This window comes from Streptomyces sp. NPDC090108 (genome assembly GCF_044747185.1).
GTDB lineage: Bacteria > Actinomycetota > Actinomycetes > Streptomycetales > Streptomycetaceae > Streptomyces.
On the sequence record NZ_JBIVDQ010000007.1, the window covers coordinates 146453 to 162655 of the forward strand.

At 73.5% G+C, this 16203-nt stretch carries 15 protein-coding genes; 2 read left to right on the top strand and 13 right to left on the bottom strand.

Features of this window, described 5'->3' with window-relative positions:
• Window positions 1-52: 52 nt before the first annotated feature.
• Window positions 53-982 (top strand): LLM class F420-dependent oxidoreductase, encoded by a 930-nt coding sequence (locus ACIPRD_RS24635; RefSeq protein WP_356400469.1) that lies wholly within the window; start codon window positions 53-55, stop codon window positions 980-982.
• A gap of 90 nt (window positions 983-1072) precedes the next feature.
• Here the strand turns inward: ACIPRD_RS24635 and ACIPRD_RS24640 are convergent, their stop codons facing one another.
• The 13 genes from ACIPRD_RS24640 to fmt all read right to left on the bottom strand — a co-directional run bounded on the left by ACIPRD_RS24640 (window position 1073) and on the right by fmt (window position 14991).
• On the bottom strand, window positions 1073-2785 hold the full coding sequence (locus ACIPRD_RS24640; RefSeq protein WP_401566001.1) for a flavin monoamine oxidase family protein: 1713 nt from the start codon (window positions 2783-2785) through the stop codon (window positions 1073-1075).
• 41 nt (window positions 2786-2826) lie between these two features.
• Window positions 2827-3624 carry a carbon-nitrogen hydrolase family protein gene (locus tag ACIPRD_RS24645; RefSeq protein ID WP_356400465.1) on the bottom strand — a complete coding sequence of 266 codons (798 nt, stop codon included), beginning with the start codon at window positions 3622-3624 and terminating at the stop codon, window positions 2827-2829.
• A 254-nt stretch (window positions 3625-3878) separates the two neighbouring features.
• The gene (locus ACIPRD_RS24650; RefSeq protein WP_356400463.1) at window positions 3879-4259 is read right to left on the bottom strand and encodes a DUF742 domain-containing protein; all 381 of its coding nucleotides are present in this window, start codon (window positions 4257-4259) and stop codon (window positions 3879-3881) included.
• Window positions 4260-4274: 15 nt separating this feature from the next.
• Entirely contained in the window at window positions 4275-4712 is a 438-nt protein-coding gene (locus ACIPRD_RS24655) for a roadblock/LC7 domain-containing protein (protein ID WP_356400461.1), read from the bottom strand.
• Window positions 4702-7260, bottom strand: a complete 2559-nt coding sequence (locus ACIPRD_RS24660) for a nitrate- and nitrite sensing domain-containing protein (RefSeq protein ID WP_401566004.1) — start codon at window positions 7258-7260, stop codon at window positions 4702-4704. Before ACIPRD_RS24660 ends, ACIPRD_RS24655 begins: the two co-directional genes overlap by 11 nt.
• 112 nt (window positions 7261-7372) lie before the next feature.
• Window positions 7373-7825, bottom strand: coding sequence for an Lrp/AsnC family transcriptional regulator (locus tag ACIPRD_RS24665; protein WP_401566006.1), 453 nt, complete (start codon window positions 7823-7825; stop codon window positions 7373-7375).
• 219 nt (window positions 7826-8044) lie between these two features.
• Window positions 8045-9487, bottom strand: coding sequence for a GuaB1 family IMP dehydrogenase-related protein (locus tag ACIPRD_RS24670; protein WP_401566009.1), 1443 nt, complete (start codon window positions 9485-9487; stop codon window positions 8045-8047).
• Between the two features lie 94 nt (window positions 9488-9581).
• The gene (locus tag ACIPRD_RS24675) at window positions 9582-9950 is read right to left on the bottom strand and encodes a barstar family protein (protein WP_401566012.1); all 369 of its coding nucleotides are present in this window, start codon (window positions 9948-9950) and stop codon (window positions 9582-9584) included.
• Entirely contained in the window at window positions 9947-10477 is a 531-nt protein-coding gene (locus ACIPRD_RS24680; protein ID WP_401566014.1) for a ribonuclease domain-containing protein, read from the bottom strand. The genes ACIPRD_RS24675 and ACIPRD_RS24680 overlap by 4 nt, the downstream gene beginning before the upstream one ends.
• Window positions 10478-10562: 85 nt before the next feature.
• Complete coding sequence (locus tag ACIPRD_RS24685) at window positions 10563-11606, bottom strand: sugar-binding domain-containing protein (RefSeq protein ID WP_356400449.1); 1044 nt, start codon at window positions 11604-11606, stop codon at window positions 10563-10565.
• A gap of 90 nt (window positions 11607-11696) precedes the next feature.
• A complete protein-coding gene (gene rpe / locus ACIPRD_RS24690; RefSeq protein ID WP_356400447.1) occupies window positions 11697-12383 on the bottom strand; it encodes a ribulose-phosphate 3-epimerase in 687 nt (228 codons plus the stop codon).
• Between the two features lie 176 nt (window positions 12384-12559).
• Window positions 12560-13978: a transcription antitermination factor NusB gene (locus tag ACIPRD_RS24695; protein WP_356400445.1), complete on the bottom strand. Its 1419-nt coding sequence runs from the start codon at window positions 13976-13978 to the stop codon at window positions 12560-12562.
• 80 nt (window positions 13979-14058) lie between these two features.
• The gene (gene fmt / locus ACIPRD_RS24700) at window positions 14059-14991 is read right to left on the bottom strand and encodes a methionyl-tRNA formyltransferase (protein WP_356400443.1); all 933 of its coding nucleotides are present in this window, start codon (window positions 14989-14991) and stop codon (window positions 14059-14061) included.
• A gap of 396 nt (window positions 14992-15387) precedes the next feature.
• Here fmt and ACIPRD_RS24705 point away from each other — a divergent pair, with 396 nt between their 5' ends.
• Window positions 15388-15930, top strand: coding sequence for a hypothetical protein (locus ACIPRD_RS24705; RefSeq protein WP_356400441.1), 543 nt, complete (start codon window positions 15388-15390; stop codon window positions 15928-15930).
• Window positions 15931-16203: the final 273 nt, after the last annotated feature.

Genomic DNA, 16203 nt, shown 5'->3' on the forward strand with positions numbered 1-16203 from the left:
TGCGAGCGTGAGTCGTTGACGTTTCGACTTCCGATCGCAGAGGAGCAGCGGTATGGCGACCCGGCTCGGTCTCGGCCTCCCCCAGATGCGGCAGTACGCGCCCGGCAAGGACGTGCCCGACGTGGCGCGCACCGCCGAACGGATCGGCTACGACAGCCTGTGGGTGTTCGAGCGGGACCTGTTCCCCGAACCCGCCACCCAGGGCCTGTACAACATCGAGGGCCTGCCCTGGCCCGACGAGTACCGGGCGGTGGCCGACCCGCTGGTCACCCTCGCCCTGGCCGCCGCGGTCACCGAGCGGGCCGAGCTCGGCTCCAGCGTGCTGGTGGCGCCGCTGCACGTGCCGTTCCAGCTCGCCAAGTCCCTGGCCACGCTGGACGCGGCGAGCGGCGGCCGGGTGATCGCGGGCTTCGGCACGGGCTGGTCCCTCGACGAGTACGCGGCCTCGGGCGTCCGCCCGTTCGCGGAACGCGGCGCGGCCCTGGACGAGGTCATCGGGGTGTGCCGCGCGGTGTGGGGGCCGGATCCGGTCAGCTACGACGGTGTCGTCACCCGGATCGCGTCCGCCGCCGTCGGGCCGAAGCCCGCACGGCCGATCCCGATCATGCTGGCCGCGTCCAACGCGCGGTCCCGGCGCCGCCTGGTGGACCACGCCGACGGCTGGCTGCCGGGAAGCATGGGGATCGAGCAGATCACCGCCCAGTGGCGGCAGTTGCGGGAGCTGGCCGAGGAGCGGGGCCGCACGGAGCCGATCCGGACGGTCCTGCGGGTGGTGGTCCGGCGCCAGGACAAGCCTTACGACGGCACGGACCGCAAGCCCTTCCAGGGCAGCGCGGAGCAGATCGTCGAGGACCTGGCGGAGCACGCGCGCACCGGCATCGGCGAGTTCCTCCTCGATGCCCAGACCGCCTCGCGGGACGCGCAGGAACTCAAGGACGTCGCCGCCGAGGTGTTCGAGAAGGCGCGGGCGGCCGGGATCTGACCCCGGCCACCCGACGGCCCGCCGCCGCCTGGCCGCCCCGCCCCGGCCGCCCGCCTGGGCGGGGCGGCCGGGGCGGGTGGCCGGTGCGGGTCAGTCCTCCGGCAGCTCGACGGGGGCGATCTCGTCGAAGACGTCGCCCGGACCCGGGTTCGTCCGGTCGGTCTCGCCGCCGAACTGGTGCATGACGCCCCAGACCGCGTTCAGCGCGGTCTGGACCGCGCCCTCGGCCCAGCCCGCCGTCCAGGAGATGTCGTCGCCGGCGAGGAAGACGCCCCGCTTGTCCTCGGGCAGCCGGTCCTGCATGAAGTGCGTGAACAGGCGGCGCTGGTAGCGGTAGTGGCCGGGCAGGTTGGCCTTGAACGCGCCCATGAACCAGGGCTCGTTCTCCCAGGAGACGGTCACCGGGTTGCCGATGATGTGCTTCCTGATGTCGACCTTCGGGTAGATCTCGCCGAGCGACTTCAGCATGACCTCCATCCGCTCGTTCCCGGAGAGCGGCAGCCACTTCAGGCTGTCGTCGCACCAGGTGTACGACAGGCAGATGACGGCCGGCTTGTCGGGCCCGTCGTCCAGCAGATAGGTGCCGCGGGTCATGCGGTCGGTGAGCGTCATCGACATGACGTCCCGGCCGGTCGGGTTGCCCTCGTCGTCGACGGCCTTGTCCAGCCAGAACGGCCGGTCGACGGGCACGAACAGCTTGGAGGACTCCATGTAGTGGGTCCGCTCCATCGCCGTCCAGTGGTCGATCGGGAAGAGCGAGTCGTCGCAGGCGATCTTGGAGAGCAGCAGCCAGGACTGGGCGGTGAAGATCGCCGCCCGGTAGGTGCGGATGTCGCCGTTCGCGTCCGTCACGGTGATCTGGTTGCCCGCGGTGCGGTGCAGCCGGGTCACGGCCGGGCGGGGCTCGCCGTTCACGTGCAGGCTGCTCAGCGAGGTGCCGTAGGGCCAGTGGACGATCTTCTCCGGCTCGCGCTCCCACAGGCGCAGCGGCAGCTGCTGGGAGCCGCCGACGATGCCGCGGTGGTGGTCGTCGGCCTCGGTGTAGACGACGCGCAGGATCTCCAGGATGGAGTTGGGGAAGTCGGTGTCCCAGCCGCCGGTGCCGAAGCCGACCTGGCCGAAGATCTCCCGGTGCCGGAAGGACTTGAAGGACTCCGACTCGCAGAGGAAGCCGTAGAACGTCTGGTTGTCGAGCTTCTCGACCAGCTTCGCCCAGATCTCGCGGATGCGCGGCACGTCGCGCGTCCGCATCGCGCGGTTCATGTCGGAGAAGTCGGCACCCTCTTCGAGGCACTTGTTCCAGGCCTCGGCGACGTCACGGTAGACCTGGGGCAGGTCCTCGACCGTCTCGGCGTAGTGCGACTCGCCCTTGAGGTCGACGACCGTCGAAGGGGTCGCCTCGGCGAGCGGGTTGGGGAACGGCGTGGTCTCGAGACCGACCAGGTCGATGTAGTGCTGGAGGGCCGTGGAGGACGGCGGGAAGCGCATCGCGCCCATCTCCGCCGTCAGGGACGGGTCGCAGCCCTCGAAGCCGACCGTGCGCAGGCGGCCGCCGATCCGGTCGGCCTCGTAGACGACGGGCTTCAGGCCCATCTTCATGAGCTCGTACGCGGCCACGATGCCGGACAGGCCGCCGCCGATGACCGCGACCTCGGTGCCGTGCTCGGTCGCCGGTATCTGGCCGAGGCCCGCCGGGTGGGCGAGGAAGTCGTCGTAGGCGTAGGGGAAGTCCGGGCCGAACATGGTGATCGGCGGCTGCTGCGCGTCGGCGTGCTCGACGGCGTTGGGCACCGTGGACGTCATGGGGTACGGACTCCTTGCGGGGGAAGTGCTCGGGGTGGGGCTCAGGGGGTGCGGACCGGGGACCCGTACAGGTCCTGGCGGCGGTCCTTCAGATAGGGGTTGGCCTCGCGGGACGCGGCCAGGAAGGCCGGATCGGCGTCGGCGAACACCAGTTGTTCGGTGCGGCCGGCGCGGGCGCGGGCGACCCCGTCGGGTCCGGCGAGGGCGGACAGTCCGAAGAACTCGAACTCGCCCTCCTGGCCGACCCGGTTGGCGTAGGCCACGTACATCTGGTTCTCGACCGCGCGCACCGGGACCATCGACTCGGCGACGAACTCGAACGGGTGCATGTTCGCGGTCGGTACGACGAGGAGGTCCGTGCCGGCCAGGGCGTGGGCGCGGACGATCTCCGGGAACTCGACGTCGTAGCAGATCACCAGGCCCACGGTCAGGCCGCCCAGTTCGGCCTGGACGACCTGCTGCCCGCCCGGGGTGAAGTGGTCGCGCTCGAAGCCGCCGAAGAGGTGGGTCTTGCGGTAGTTGGCGAGACGGGTGCCGTCGGCGGAGACGAGCTGGGCGGAGTTGTGGACGGCGTCGCCGTCGCGCTCCGGGTAGCCGTAGGCGATCGCGAGCCCGTGCCGCGTGGCGATCTCCGCGACCGCGTCGGCCGAGTCGCCGTCGGCGGGCTCGGCGAGGCGGGCGACGTCGTCACCGATCGCGTAGCCGGTGAGGAACATCTCCGGCGCGGCCAGCAGCAGCGCTCCCCCGTCGGCGGCCCGGCCCGCGGCCTCGTCGAGCACCTTCAGGTTCCGGGCGACGGAGCCTGGACGGCCGGAGCTCTGGAGCAGGGCTGTGCGCATGCGGGATCCTCACCGGGGAACGGGGGTTCGGGGTCGGTAAGACGGTACGGGCGCCGTGCGGGGGCGGACAAGGAGCAGCCGTTGCGCGCCGGTGTGCGGTTCGTTGCGTGGGCCGGGGCCCGGACGGCGATTCGTTGCGCGCGCCCGATCTTGGCTCCCGGGGACGCCCGGGGCGCGGGCGGGCGGCCCCGTCTCCGGGCCGTCATGGACCGCCTGCCGGGGGAAACCGCAGGCCACCGCCGTGCGGGCGGGGACTACAGCTGCTTGAGGCGGTGCACGATCTCCCGCAGCAGCTCGGGGTCGGCCGTCGGACCGGTGGCCGTGAGGCCGCGGGGCGCGTCGATGCGGACGAGGCCGGCCTCGGCGAGGTCGCCGAGGAGGACGCGTACGACGGTCAGCGGCAGGTCGGCGCCCGCGGCCAGCTCGACCACCGGGCGCGGGGCGCGGCGGATCCGGTCGAGCAGGGCCGCCTGCGCGTGGTCGACGCCGGTGCCGGCCGGATCCGCCTCCAGTGCGGTGACCCAGGACATCAGGTCGACGGTGTGCCGTCCCGAGGGCCGGGTGCGGCCCCGGGTCACGGTGTACGGGCGCACCATCGCCCCGGTCTCGTCCTCGTACCAGTGGTCTTCGCTCACCGGAGGGGTCCGGGATCAGGGGGCCGAGCGGGCGGCCGCGTCCAGGTGGCGGCCGAGGCGGCGGACCAGCAGGGCCATCTCGTGGGCGAGCTGCCCGACATCGGTTCTCGCCTCGCTCAGCACGGCGAGGCGGCTGCCCTGCCCGGCCGGGGTGATGAAGAGGTAGGCGTCCTCCAGCATGACCATCGTCTGCCGCACCTCGCCCGCCTCGAAGCGCTCGCCGGCCGAACGGGCCAGGCCGTGGAATCCCGAGCAGACGGCGGCCAGGTGCTCGATGTCCCGGCGCCGCATGCCGTCCGAGCAGCTCAGCGGGAGGCCGTCGGCGGTGAGCAGCACGGCCTGCCGCACGTGGTCGGTGCGCGCCACGAGATCGTCGAGCAGCCAGCCGAGATCCGTACCGGGCGCCCCGGCGGGCACGGAGGGGTTCTCGGGGTTGTGGTCGTCACCGTACATCGTCGGTGTGCGTCCCTTCGTGGGCGGTCTGGCGGTCGGCGTCGGCGGACGCGCGACCGGTGGGCGCGTTCCGGGCGGCCGCCGGAGCGTGGCCGGCGGGCTCGTGGACAGCGGTGCCGCTCAGCTCCCGCACGGGCCCGTCGTGCGCGGGAGCGGCCCGCACGGGCTCGTCGTGCGCGGAAGCAGCCTGCGCGGAAGCGGCCTGCGCGGAAGCGGCCTGCGCGGGAGCGGCCTGCGCGGGCAGGCCCTTGCGGCCGCGGTCCAGGCCGCGCTGGAAGGCGCCGAAGATCGCCCGCATCTCCTCTGCCCCGACCTCGCGCTCAGGAACCGCGTCCCGGGGCGGCGGGTCGTCCCGCAACTGGCGGGCGAGCGAGGCCTGCCGGGTCCTGGTGGGCAGCGCGGGGGCCTGCGGCCCGGGGCTGTCGTGCCGGGGCTCCTCCGGCCCGTCGCCCCGCACGGGCGCCGGCTCGGGATCGGGCGCCGGCAGCGGCACCGGCACCGGCACGGGATCGGGCGTCGGCACCGGCTCGGGTGTCGGCAGCGGCCCGGGCGGCGGCGACGGCTCCCGCAGGTCCCGCTGCCCCCGCCGCTCCCGCCGTCCGCGCGAAGCGTCCCGGGCGGACGGCGGACCGCCCGGTTCCACCTCCGCGAGCACCCCGTCGGGCAGCAGGACGACCGCGGTCGTACCGCCGTACGGCGAGTCCGTGAGGCGTACGTCGATGCCGTGCCGGGCGGCGAGGCGGCCGACGACGTAGAGGCCGAGCCGGTCGTGGCGGGTGGGGTCGAAGGCGTCGGGGTCGGTGAGGGTGCGCTGCGCCTCGGCGCGCTGCCCGGCGTCGAGACCGAGTCCCCGGTCGTCGATCTCCAGGACGAACCCGCCGCCCGCCCGGCCGGTGCGGAAGGTGACCTGGGTGTGCGGCGGCGAGAACACCGTGGCGTTCTCCAGGAGTTCGGCGAGGAGGTGGACGACGTCGGCGACGGCGTCCGCCGCCACGCCGGTGTCCGGCATCGGCGGCACCTCGACGCGCGCGTAGTCCTCGATCTCGCTCACCGCCGAGGCGACGACGTCCGCGACGGGCACCGGTCCCCGCCAGCGCCGTCCGGGCGCCGATCCGGAGAGGATGATGAGGCTCTCCGCGTGCCGGCGCATCCGGGTGGTGAGATGGTCCACGCGGAAGAGCTGCTGGAGCACGTCCGGGTCCTCGGTACGCCGTTCCAGGGTGTCGACGAGCTTCAGCTGCCGGTGCACGAGCGCCTGGTTGCGGCGCGCGATGTTGAGCAGTACCGCGAACAAGCCCCGGCGCAGGCCTGCCTGCCGGACGGCGGCCTCGACGGCGGCGAGCCGCGCGGTGTTGAAGGAGCGGGCGACCTGACCGATCTCGTCGTCGTGGACGTCGTCGGCGGTCAGCGGCGGTGCCTCCGCGAGCGCGTCGACCTCCTCGCCGTCGCTCAGCCGGCGCATCACGTCCGGCAGCTGACGGGAGCTGAGCAGGTCGGCCGCGTCGCGCAGGGTCTCCAGGCGGCGCGAGACGCGCCGGGCGCCGCGCACCGAGAACCACAGCGACAGGGTCACGGCGGCGAGCCCCGCGGCCCCCACGACGGCGGCCCTGGTCAGCTCGCCGTAGGCGAAGGCGCGGCCGCGCACGGCGGAGTTCTCGGCGGCGCGGGTGCACAGCAGCATGTACTTCTTGACGGCGCGGTCGGTCACCGAACGCCAGGTGTCCGCGGAGACGGCCTCGCCCGCCCCGGCGGGACCGGCCCGCAGCAGCGCGTCCTCGCCCCGTTCGAGGGAACGGTGCAGAGCCCCGTGCTGGAAGGTCTCGAACAGGTGCCGGGAATCGGCGGGCAGGTCCGGCACGTACGTCCGCTCGAAGACGCGCCGGTCCTCGACGGCAGCGGTCAGCGCGTCGTACTGCCGGTCGGTCAGGGTGCCCGCGGCGCGCGCCCCGGCGACCAGGGCGTCCTCCCGGGACACGAACTCCCGTACCCGGACCAGTTCGACGACGACCTGGGCCTCGCGGGCGAGCTGTCCGGCCTGGAGCGCGGTGAGCGCGGACTGCACGTCGGAGCCGGGCTCGATCAGCGTGCTGTACCCGGCGACGGCCCGGTCCCAGGTGATGCGCCGGGACAGCACCTGCTGGCGCAGCCCCTCCAGTTTTCCGGCGGCGGCGACGGCGGTGTCCAGGACATGGCGCTGACGGGCGGTGAGCCGGTCACGGCCGCCGTCCCGGACCGCCCGCCGCATCGCCTCGACGGCACGGTCGGTACGGCGCTGCTGCCGGAGCAGGTCGCTCGCCCGGGTGGTGTCGAGGCGGGCGCCGAGGTAGGCGGCGGAGAGCCGGCGCTCGATCTGGATCTGCCCGATCGCGGTGTCCACGGGCGTGCCGAAGTCCTCGTACACCCCCTGGAGCCGGATCAGCGCGCGCAGGTCCGAGGTGACCGACACCATGGCGAAACTCCACAGAGCCATCAGCGCGACCGCGGGGGCGAGGGCGAGGGCCACGATCCGCGCGCGGACGGTGGTGGGACGGCCGACGGGCCAGCGCATCTGTCACCTGCCCGGGTTACCAGTCAGTAGAGTGCGGCACAACCTACGGGATCGTCATCCGGTATGCAATTGGTGACCGCCGGTAACCCCTTGCCCCGTCAGGAGCCGTCGTTCAGCCGGGGGTTCCCGCCGAGAAGCGGCGCAGCAGCGGGGACAGCACCAGCACCGACTTGGTGCGCTCCACGAACGGCTCGCCGGCGATGCGCTCCAGCACCCGCTCGAAGTGGCGCATGTCGGAGGTGAAGACCTGGGCGATGGCGTCCGCGTCGCCGGTGACGGTGGACGCGGCCACGACCTCCTGGTAGCGCTCCAGGCCCCGCTGGATGGTCTCGGGGGAGGTGTTGCTGCGGCAGAAGATCTCGATGTAGCCCTCGGTCTCCCAGCCGAGCGCCGCCGGGTCCACCCGGACGGTGAATCCGGTGATGGCTCCGGTCGCGCGCAGCCGGTCCACGCGCCGCTTCACGGCCGGGGCGGACAGTCCGACGAGCTGCCCGATGTCCGCGTAGGAGCGGCGGGCGTCCTCGGCGAGGGCGTGCACGATGCGTTCGTCGAGATCGTTCAGCACAGGGGGTGGTTCACTTCTTCGGGTCGGTCGCTTGCTGCCCGGCCGCCCCCGCTCCCCCGGTGGTCACGGGAGGGGACGGCATCGGCCGTGTACGAGTAGAACACGAGCCCGGCCGGCATCCGGACATCACTCGTCCGCCCGGAACGCCGCGCCGGACGCCGTACGGCCCCCGCGGCTCCGGGCGCGGAGCTGCGGGGGCCGTACGGAAGGGGACCGGGGTCAGCTCCAGCTGGCGTGCAGCGGCTTGCCCTCGGCGTAGCCGGCCGCGCTCTGGATGCCGACGATGGCCTTCTCGGCGAACTCCTCCAGGGAGGCGGCACCGGCGTAGGTGCAGGAGGAGCGCACGCCCGCGATGATCGAGTCGATCAGGTCCTCGACGCCCGGGCGGGCCGGGTCGAGGAACATGCGGGACGTGGAGATGCCCTCTTCGAACAGCGCCTTGCGGGCACGGTCGTAGGAGGACTCCTCGGAGGTGCGGTTGCGCACCGCGCGCGCGGACGCCATGCCGAACGACTCCTTGTACAGGCGGCCGTTCGCGTCCTGCTGGAGGTCGCCGGGGGACTCGTAGGTACCCGCGAACCAGGAGCCGACCATCACGTTCGACGCGCCGGCCGCGAGGGCCATCGCCACGTCGCGCGGGTGCCGGACACCACCGTCGGCCCACACGTGCTTGCCGTGCTTCTTCGCCTCGGCGGCGCACTCCAGGACGGCGGAGAACTGCGGCCGGCCCACGCCGGTCATCATGCGGGTGGTGCACATCGCGCCGGGGCCGACACCGACCTTGATGATGTCCGCGCCCGCGTCGATCAGGTCCTTGACGCCCTCGGCGGAGACGATGTTGCCGGCCACGATCGGCACCCGCGGGTCGAGGGCGCGGACCACCCGGACCGCGTTGATCATCGACTCCTGGTGGCCGTGCGCGGTGTCGATGACGAGCGTGTCCACGCCCGCGTCGAGCAGCAGCTTGGCCTTGCCCGCCACGTCGCCGTTGATGCCGACGGCCGCGGCGACGCGCATCCGACCCCGCTCGTCGACGGCCGGGCTGTACAGCGTGGCGCGCAGGGCGCCGGTGCGGGTGAGGATGCCGGCGAGCCGGCCGTCCTTGTCGATGGCCGGGGCGTAGCGGCGGTTGTGCGCGTCGAGGGTGTGGAAGGCCTCGCGCGGGTCGATGTCCGCGTCGAGCAGCAGCAGGTCCTTGGACATGACCACTTCGAGCTGGGTGAAGCGGTCGACGCCGGTCAGGTCCTGGTCGGTGACGACACCGATCGGCCGCTGCTTGTCGTCGACGACGACACCGGCGTTGTGCGCCCGCTTGGACAGCAGGGCCAGGGCGTCGGCGACGGTCTGGTGCGGGGCCAGCACGATCGGGGTGTCCAGCACGAGGTGGCGGCTCTTGACCCAGGAGATGACGTCGGTGACCACGTCGATCGGGATGTCCTGCGGTATGACCACCAGGCCGCCGCGCCGGGCGACCGTCTCGGCCATGCGGCGGCCGGCGATCGCGGTCATGTTGGCGACGACGAGCGGGATGGTGGTACCCGTGCCGTCCGGCGAGCCGAGGTCCACGCCCTGACGGGAGCCCACCGCGGAGCGGCTCGGCACCATGAAGACGTCGTCGTACGTCAGGTCGTACGCGGGCTGGATGTCATTGAGGAAACGCACGTGCCGCACATCCCAGTCGATCAGAGGTGACCCCCCGACGGGTGCGCCAGGGGGAAAAGAGCACGTACTTCATTCTCCCATGGAGGACGCCGGGTCATGCAGCCACAGAACGTCCAGCGTGGCCGGAGGGGGGCTGGGACGATCCTCCAAGGGCGAGGACGATCGCGAGCGCGGGGGTGCGGTCCACCGCCTCGGCGAACACGTCCTGGGCCGTGCTCCACTGGCCGGGGTCCGCCTCGGCCAGCGCCCGCCAGTCCCGTACGACGATCAGCAGCCCCCGCTCGACCGCTCCCTCGGGCCACAGGGTGTGGTCGGAGAGGGAGTCGGCCAGCGCGTCCCAGTTGCGGCCGAACCAGTCGGGCAGCGCCAGTGCGGCGGCCGTGCGGTCCATCAGCCCGGCCTTGTCCGTGACGCCGTCGAGGTCGAGGGTGACGGTGAGACGGCCCGTCAGGTCTTCGCTCATCTCAGCACCGCCCGGAACGAGTTGTAGTGGTCATCGGTGTAGTAGATCTCGCCGTGCTGTCCGGTGACGATCCGCCGCGCCCCGCGGTCCCGGGATCCGGGGGTCGGGACCGTGTACTCGTGGTAGTAGCCGCGCGCCTGCCGTGGCAGCAGCCGCTCGAAGTTGCCGAAGACGATGCCGTCCCTGGTGTACGGGAAAGGGCCGCCCCGGTCGATCAGGGCCAGTGTCCGCCGGGCCTCCGCCGGAAGGCGGGCGGCGGGGACGGTGGCCATGCCCCGGGACCACGACGGGACGGATGCGGCCGGAGGAGCCGGGGAGACGGACGTGGCCGACGTGGACAGCGCCGGGCCGGAGACGGTGCGGGAGGCGGCGGGCGTACCGGTGCCGGTGCCCGTGCCGTCCCCGGAGCAGCCGGCCAGCAGCACGGCGAGGACGAGGACCAGCCCCGCGAACACGCGGGGAAGGCGTGGCAGCGGGGCACGGGGGCCACGCCTCGGGTGTGCCTGGGGGACGGACCGCAGCAGCATGCCGAAGATGCTGCCACGGCCGTCCCGTCAGGACGAGGTCACGACCCGCCGGTCGGGCGCCGGGCGGGCCGGCGCGGCGGCGGGGTCAGACGCCATCCGGGTCCGAGCGGCCGAGCGCCGGCTTCGGGGCGGGGCCCCCCGCCAGCAGGGCGTCCGCGGCCGAGGTGTCCGTGACCAGGCTGGTGACCAGGCCCGAACGCAGCACCGCGTCGATGGCGGGCGCCTTGCGCTGGCCTCCCGCGATGGCGACGACCTCGGGGATACGGCGCAACTGGTCGGCCCTGACCGTGATGCACCGCTCCTGCAGGTCCCGCCCGACCCGGCGCCCCTCGGCGTCGAAGAGGTGCGCGGACATCTCCGCGGCGACACCGAGCGACGCGTAGTGCGCGCGCTCCTCGTCGCTGAGCATGTCGTGCACCGTCGAGATCCCCGGCTCCCAGGAGCCGATGGAGACGCAGGCGACCGTGACCTTGTCGAAGTACTCGAAGGCCCGGGCGATCCCGGTCTGGTTGCGCAGGGCCGCCGCCGTGGCCGCGTCCGGCAGCAGCATCGGCGCGTAGATGGGGTGCGCGTCGCCGCCCGACACCTGGGCGGCACGGCGTACCGCCTCGACCGAGCCGCGCTCGGCGGTCCCGGCGTCGTACACACCCGTCAGCTGCACCACCGTGCACGGTGGCAGCCGGTCGAGCGCCGCGGCCATGTGGATGGTGGACCGGCCCCAGGCCAGTCCGAGCACGTCGCCCTCGTTGACGAGTTCGCCGAGCAGGTCGGCGGCGACCTCCCCGAGGTTCTCGGGGTCCGGGGTCTCCTCGGCCTCGGCCGGGGATTCGACCACGACGGCGTGCCGCAGGCCGTAGCGGGCGCGGAGCGCGTCGGAGCGCTCGGCGTCCAGCTCGGCCGGGACGCGGATCTCGATACGCACGAGATCCCGTTCGAGGGCCGTCTCCAGGACCCGGGCCACCTTGAAGCGGCTTACGCCGAACTCCTCCGCGATCTGGATCTTGGACTTGCCCTCGAGGTAGAAGCGGCGGGCCATGGCCGCCGCCTGGACCAGCTCAGCGGGTCCCATCCGCATGGCTGACCGGCCCGCCGACATACCCGACACGGCGATCTCCTCACTGCTGTTCACACTCTGGATTCGCCGTTCATCCTTGCAGATCCGGCGCGACTGCTCCGCCCCGATGGGCGGCCTTCTCTCAACCGTTCACGCAGCCTTGGCTCAGTGGCCGCATGCCCAGGACGCCTGGGCGGTCGCGGCCTCCGCCTGGGCACGCAGTGCCCGTACCGCCTCGGCGGGGTCCTGGGCCCCGTAGACCGCGGATCCGGCGACGAAGACGTCCGCGCCGGCTTCCGCGCACCGCTCGATGGTGGACGCCGAGACACCGCCGTCGACCTGGAGCCACATCTGCAGGCCGTGCTTGGCGATCAGCTCACGGGTGCGGCGGATCTTCGGCAGCATGGTGTCCAGGAACGACTGCCCGCCGAAGCCCGGCTCGACCGTCATGATCAACAGCATGTCGAGCTCCGGCAGGATGTCCTCGTACGCCTCGATCGGCGTGGCGGGCTTCAGCGCCATGGAGGCGCGGGCGCCCTTGGCGCGGATCTCCCGGGCCAGCCGGATGGGTGCGGCCGCCGCCTCCACGTGGAAGGTGACGGACTGCGCGCCCGCCTCCACGTACTGCGGCGCCCAGCGGTCGGGGTCCTCGATCATCAGGTGGCAGTCCAGCGGGATGTCCGTGGCGCGGGCCAGGGACTCCACGACGGGCGTGCCGAGCGTGAGGTTCGGGACGAAATGGTTGTCCATGACGTCGACGTGGAGCCAGTCGGCGCCCTCGACCGCCTTCGCCTCGTCCGCGAGGCGAGCGAAGTCTGCGGACAGAATGCTGGGGTTGATCTGCACGGCCATGCCCCAAGACTGCCATGTCCGGGGCACGGATGTTCGCGCCGGTCCACAGGCCGGACCGTTCGTCATACTTATACGCCGGTATGCCGAACGCTGTGGACGACGAGTTCCCGGAGATCCGGCGCCTGCCCCGGACGGACGCGCCGCGCCCGGGCGGCCCCGGCGCGTCCATCCCCGCGTCAGCCGGTGCGCCGGATCAGCGCCAGGTACATGGCGTCGGTGCCGTGCACATGCGGCCACAACTGCACGTCCGGCCCCTCGCCGAGCGCGGGGACACCGGGCAGCAGCGGCCGGGCGTCGACGAGTTCGGCCTCCGGGTACTGCTTGAGGACGTCGGAGACGACCGCGCGGGTCTCGGCGAGGTGCGGGGAGCAGGTGGCGTAGCCGACGATGCCGCCGACCCGCACCGAGTCCAGCGCGGTGCGCAGCAGGGCCCGCTGGAGCGGGGCGAAGTTGTCCAGGTCCTCCGGGCGCCGCCGCCAGCGCGCCTCGGGGCGCCGGCGCAGCGCGCCGAGCCCGGTGCAGGGCACGTCCATCAGCACCCGGTCGAAGGTGCCGGGCCGCCACGGCGGCCTCGTGCCGTCGGCCGCGATGACCTGGTACGGCCCCGGGTTGCCCGCCAGCGCCTTCGCCACCAGGCCGGCCCGGTGCGGCTGCTTCTCGGAGGCCAGCAGCGTCGCCCCGCGCTCGGCGGCGAGGGCGGCGAGCAGCGCGGCCTTGCCGCCGGGGCCGGCGCACCCGTCGAGCCACTTCTCGTCGGGGCCGTCGAGCGGCGCGTTCGCGAGCGCGAGGGCGACCAGCTGGCTGCCCTCGTCCTGCACGCCGGCCCGCCCCTCGCGCACCGCCTCGACGGCGCCCGGCTCACCGCCCTCGGAGAGCCGCACGGCGTACGGCGACCAGCGCCCGGCGACGGCGGCCTCCTCGCGCAGCAGCTCGTCCGTGGTGGCCCGGCCCGGCCGCGCGACCAGCGTGACCTCGGGACGCTCGTTGTCGGCCTCCAGCAGCTCCTCGATGCCGGCACGGCCGCCGCCCAGGGAGTCCCACAGCGCGGAGACGACCCACCGGGGGTGCGAGTGCACGACGGCGAGATGGTCCTCGGGATCCTGGTCGTAGGGCGGCGCGACCTTCTCCAGCCAGCCGTCGAGGTCGTGCTGGGCGACCTTGCGCAGCACGGCGTTGACGAACTTGGCCCGCCCGTCGCCGAGCACGACCCGCGCCAGCTCGACGGAGGCCGACACGGCGGCGTGCGTCGGGATGCGGGTGCCGAGCAGCTGGTGCGCGCCGAGGCTCAGCACGTCGAGCACCGGCGGGTCGACCTCGCGCAGCGGCCGGTCGATGCAGGCCGCGATGACGGCGTCGTACGTCCCCTGCCGGCGCAGCGTGCCGTACACCAGCTCGGTGGCGAGGGCGGCGTCCCGCGTGTCGAAGTCGCCGTTCTCCCGCGCCTTGCGCAGCAACGGGGGCAGGACGAGGTTGGCGTACGCGTCCCGCTCGTCCACCGCCCGCAGCGCGTCGAAGGCGAGGATGCGGACGGGGTCCCGCTGGGGACGTCGGTAGGGCTTGGCGGGCTTGTGCTGCCGCCGGGACTGCTCGCTCACGAAAAAGGTGCTCCGGAAGTCAAGAAAGGTGTGCGTCTCCCAGACTACGTCGGCGCGCCCCGGCCGCCACCTGCCGGGGTTCAGCCCCCGAGCGTCTCCCCCTCGGCGATCCGCACGCCGCGCGCCCAGTCGGGGGCCCGCATCGGCTTCTTGCCCTGCGCCTGCACCCACAGCAGTTCGACGGCGGAGGAGCCGGTGCCCACGTGCACGCTGTTCTTGCCGACGGCCATCCGGCCCGGCGCGAGGTCGGTGCGCTCGGGCGCGGGCGCGACCTGGACGAGCTTGAGCCGCTCGCCCCGGAAGGTGGTCCAGGCGCCGGGGGCCGGGGTGCAGCCGCGCACGACCCGGTCGACCCGCAGCGCGGGCGTCGCCCAGTCCACCCGGGCGTCCTCGACGGTGATCTTCGGCGCGAGGGTGATGCCGTCGGCGGGCTGCGGAACGGCCTTCAGGGTGCCGTCCTCGATGCCGTCCATGGTCGCGGCGAGCAGCCCGGAACCGGCGAACGCCAGCCGGGTGAGGAGGTCGCCGCTGGTGTCGGTGGAGCGGATCTCCTCGGTGACGGTGCCGTAGACGGGGCCGGAGTCGAGGCCCTCCTCGATGAGGAAGGTGGAGGCACCGGTGATCTCGTCGCCGCCCATGATGGAGTGCTGCACGGGCGCCGCGCCGCGCCAGGCGGGCAGCAGCGAGAAGTGCAGGTTGACCCAGCCGTGGGCGGGGATGTCGAGGGCGGCCTTCGGCAGGAGGGCGCCGTAGGCGACGACGGGGCAGCAGTCCGGCGCGATCTCCCTCAGCCGCTCCAGGAACTCGGGGTCGCGCGGCCTGGCCGGCTTCAGCACCTCGATCCCGGCCTCCTCCGCCCGCTCCGCGACGGGCGACGCGACCAGCCGGCGTCCCCGTCCGGCCGGCGCGTCCGGCCGCGTGACGACGGCCGCCACCTCGTGCCGCCCCGAGGCGATCAGGGCGTCCAGGGCGGGAACGGCGACTTCGGGGGTACCGGCGAAGACGAGCTTCATGAGCGGGTCGGAGCCTCTCGGACGGCGTGGGCAGGAGCGACGCACCAGTCTATGGCCCCGGTCACGCGGCCGGACACGGCCGGACGGCCGTCCACGGGCGCACGGGCGGGCCCCGCCCGGAGGGGAGTTCCGGACGCCCCCTGACGACCGTCCGGAGGCGGTCACCGTGGAACACCGGAGCCGGTCACCGGGGAACGGCGGGGGCGGTCACCGCGGAACGGCGGGACCGGTCCGGGAGGACGGGTGGTGCGCGGCGGGGCGACGGCGTACGCATATGCCCGCACGCCCCCAGCCCGTGACCAGCGGCGCTCAGACGCGTTGGTCAAGAAAGAGTTGACCACACCGGGCTGTTCACGCGGCCCGATTCCTTTCAACGCCGGTCCGAGAGGCTTGTTCATGGCCGACCACGCAACCCACGACGCCCAGGCCCGGGCCAGCCTGCACTTGCTGGTGCGGGACATCGAGCGGGTCCGCCGGCAGGTGGACGCACTGCGCACGCTCACCGCCCAGCTGGGCAACGTCTACCGCCCGCGCCGCTCCGGTCCGTCGACGGGCTTCGTCGTCTACGGTCGGGCCCCCGCGCCCACGGTCCGCCTCGCGCAGGAACTGCGGGACAGCGTCGAGACCCTGGTCACCGCGGCCGTGGACTTCGACCGCTCGCTCGGTTTCTCGTGGGACGCGGTCGGCTCGGCGCTCGGGGTCACCAAGCAGGCCGTGCACCGCCGTTACGGCGCCCGTCGCGCCGCGGCCCAGGCCGCCGCTGCCGCCGAGCGGACGACGGAGCCCTCGGGCACCCGCACGCTCGACGCGAACGCGGGCCTCTCCCCCGTGCCGACCGTCCCGGCCGCCCGCTCCATGCCCACCCAGCCGACCGCGGGCAGCCCGACGCTGCGCGAGGAGATCCGCCCGACGGTCTTCCCCGGCCCGCGGAACGGCTGACCCCACCCGGCCCTGGCTCCGCGCTCCCGGAGTCACTCGACGGCCGGTTGCGTACACGCCGTACGGCCGTCCCTGGCTCCGGCGAACGGCGCGTACGGGGCCCCGGCCGTCTCCACCCCACGCGTCGTGATCGCCATCTCTTGCGTACGGCTGTCACGGCCCGTGCGGGCAGGCGAGCCGGAGCCCGAGGCGGAGGCCGATGTGCGGGTGGAGCCGGTGCACCGGTGGGCTTCACCCCCGGCCGACGAAGGATGTGCCGTCACCAGCCCGTCC

Excerpts from the sequence above, each read along its gene's own strand:
- ACIPRD_RS24680 (WP_401566014.1), bottom strand. The coding sequence starts at position 10,477 with ATGCTGCTGCGGTCCGTCCCCCAGGCACACCCGAGGCGTGGCCCCCGT.
- fmt (WP_356400443.1), bottom strand. The coding sequence starts at position 14,991 with ATGAAGCTCGTCTTCGCCGGTACCCCCGAAGTCGCCGTTCCCGCCCTG.
- ACIPRD_RS24640 (WP_401566001.1), bottom strand. The coding sequence starts at position 2,785 with ATGACGTCCACGGTGCCCAACGCCGTCGAGCACGCCGACGCGCAGCAG.
- ACIPRD_RS24705 (WP_356400441.1), top strand. The coding sequence starts at position 15,388 with ATGGCCGACCACGCAACCCACGACGCCCAGGCCCGGGCCAGCCTGCAC.
- rpe (WP_356400447.1), bottom strand. The coding sequence starts at position 12,383 with ATGGCCGTGCAGATCAACCCCAGCATTCTGTCCGCAGACTTCGCTCGC.
- ACIPRD_RS24645 (WP_356400465.1), bottom strand. The coding sequence starts at position 3,624 with ATGCGCACAGCCCTGCTCCAGAGCTCCGGCCGTCCAGGCTCCGTCGCC.
- ACIPRD_RS24655 (WP_356400461.1), bottom strand. The coding sequence starts at position 4,712 with ATGTACGGTGACGACCACAACCCCGAGAACCCCTCCGTGCCCGCCGGG.
- ACIPRD_RS24675 (WP_401566012.1), bottom strand. The coding sequence starts at position 9,950 with ATGAGCGAAGACCTGACGGGCCGTCTCACCGTCACCCTCGACCTCGAC.
- ACIPRD_RS24635 (WP_356400469.1), top strand. The coding sequence starts at position 53 with ATGGCGACCCGGCTCGGTCTCGGCCTCCCCCAGATGCGGCAGTACGCG.
- ACIPRD_RS24660 (WP_401566004.1), bottom strand. The coding sequence starts at position 7,260 with ATGCGCTGGCCCGTCGGCCGTCCCACCACCGTCCGCGCGCGGATCGTG.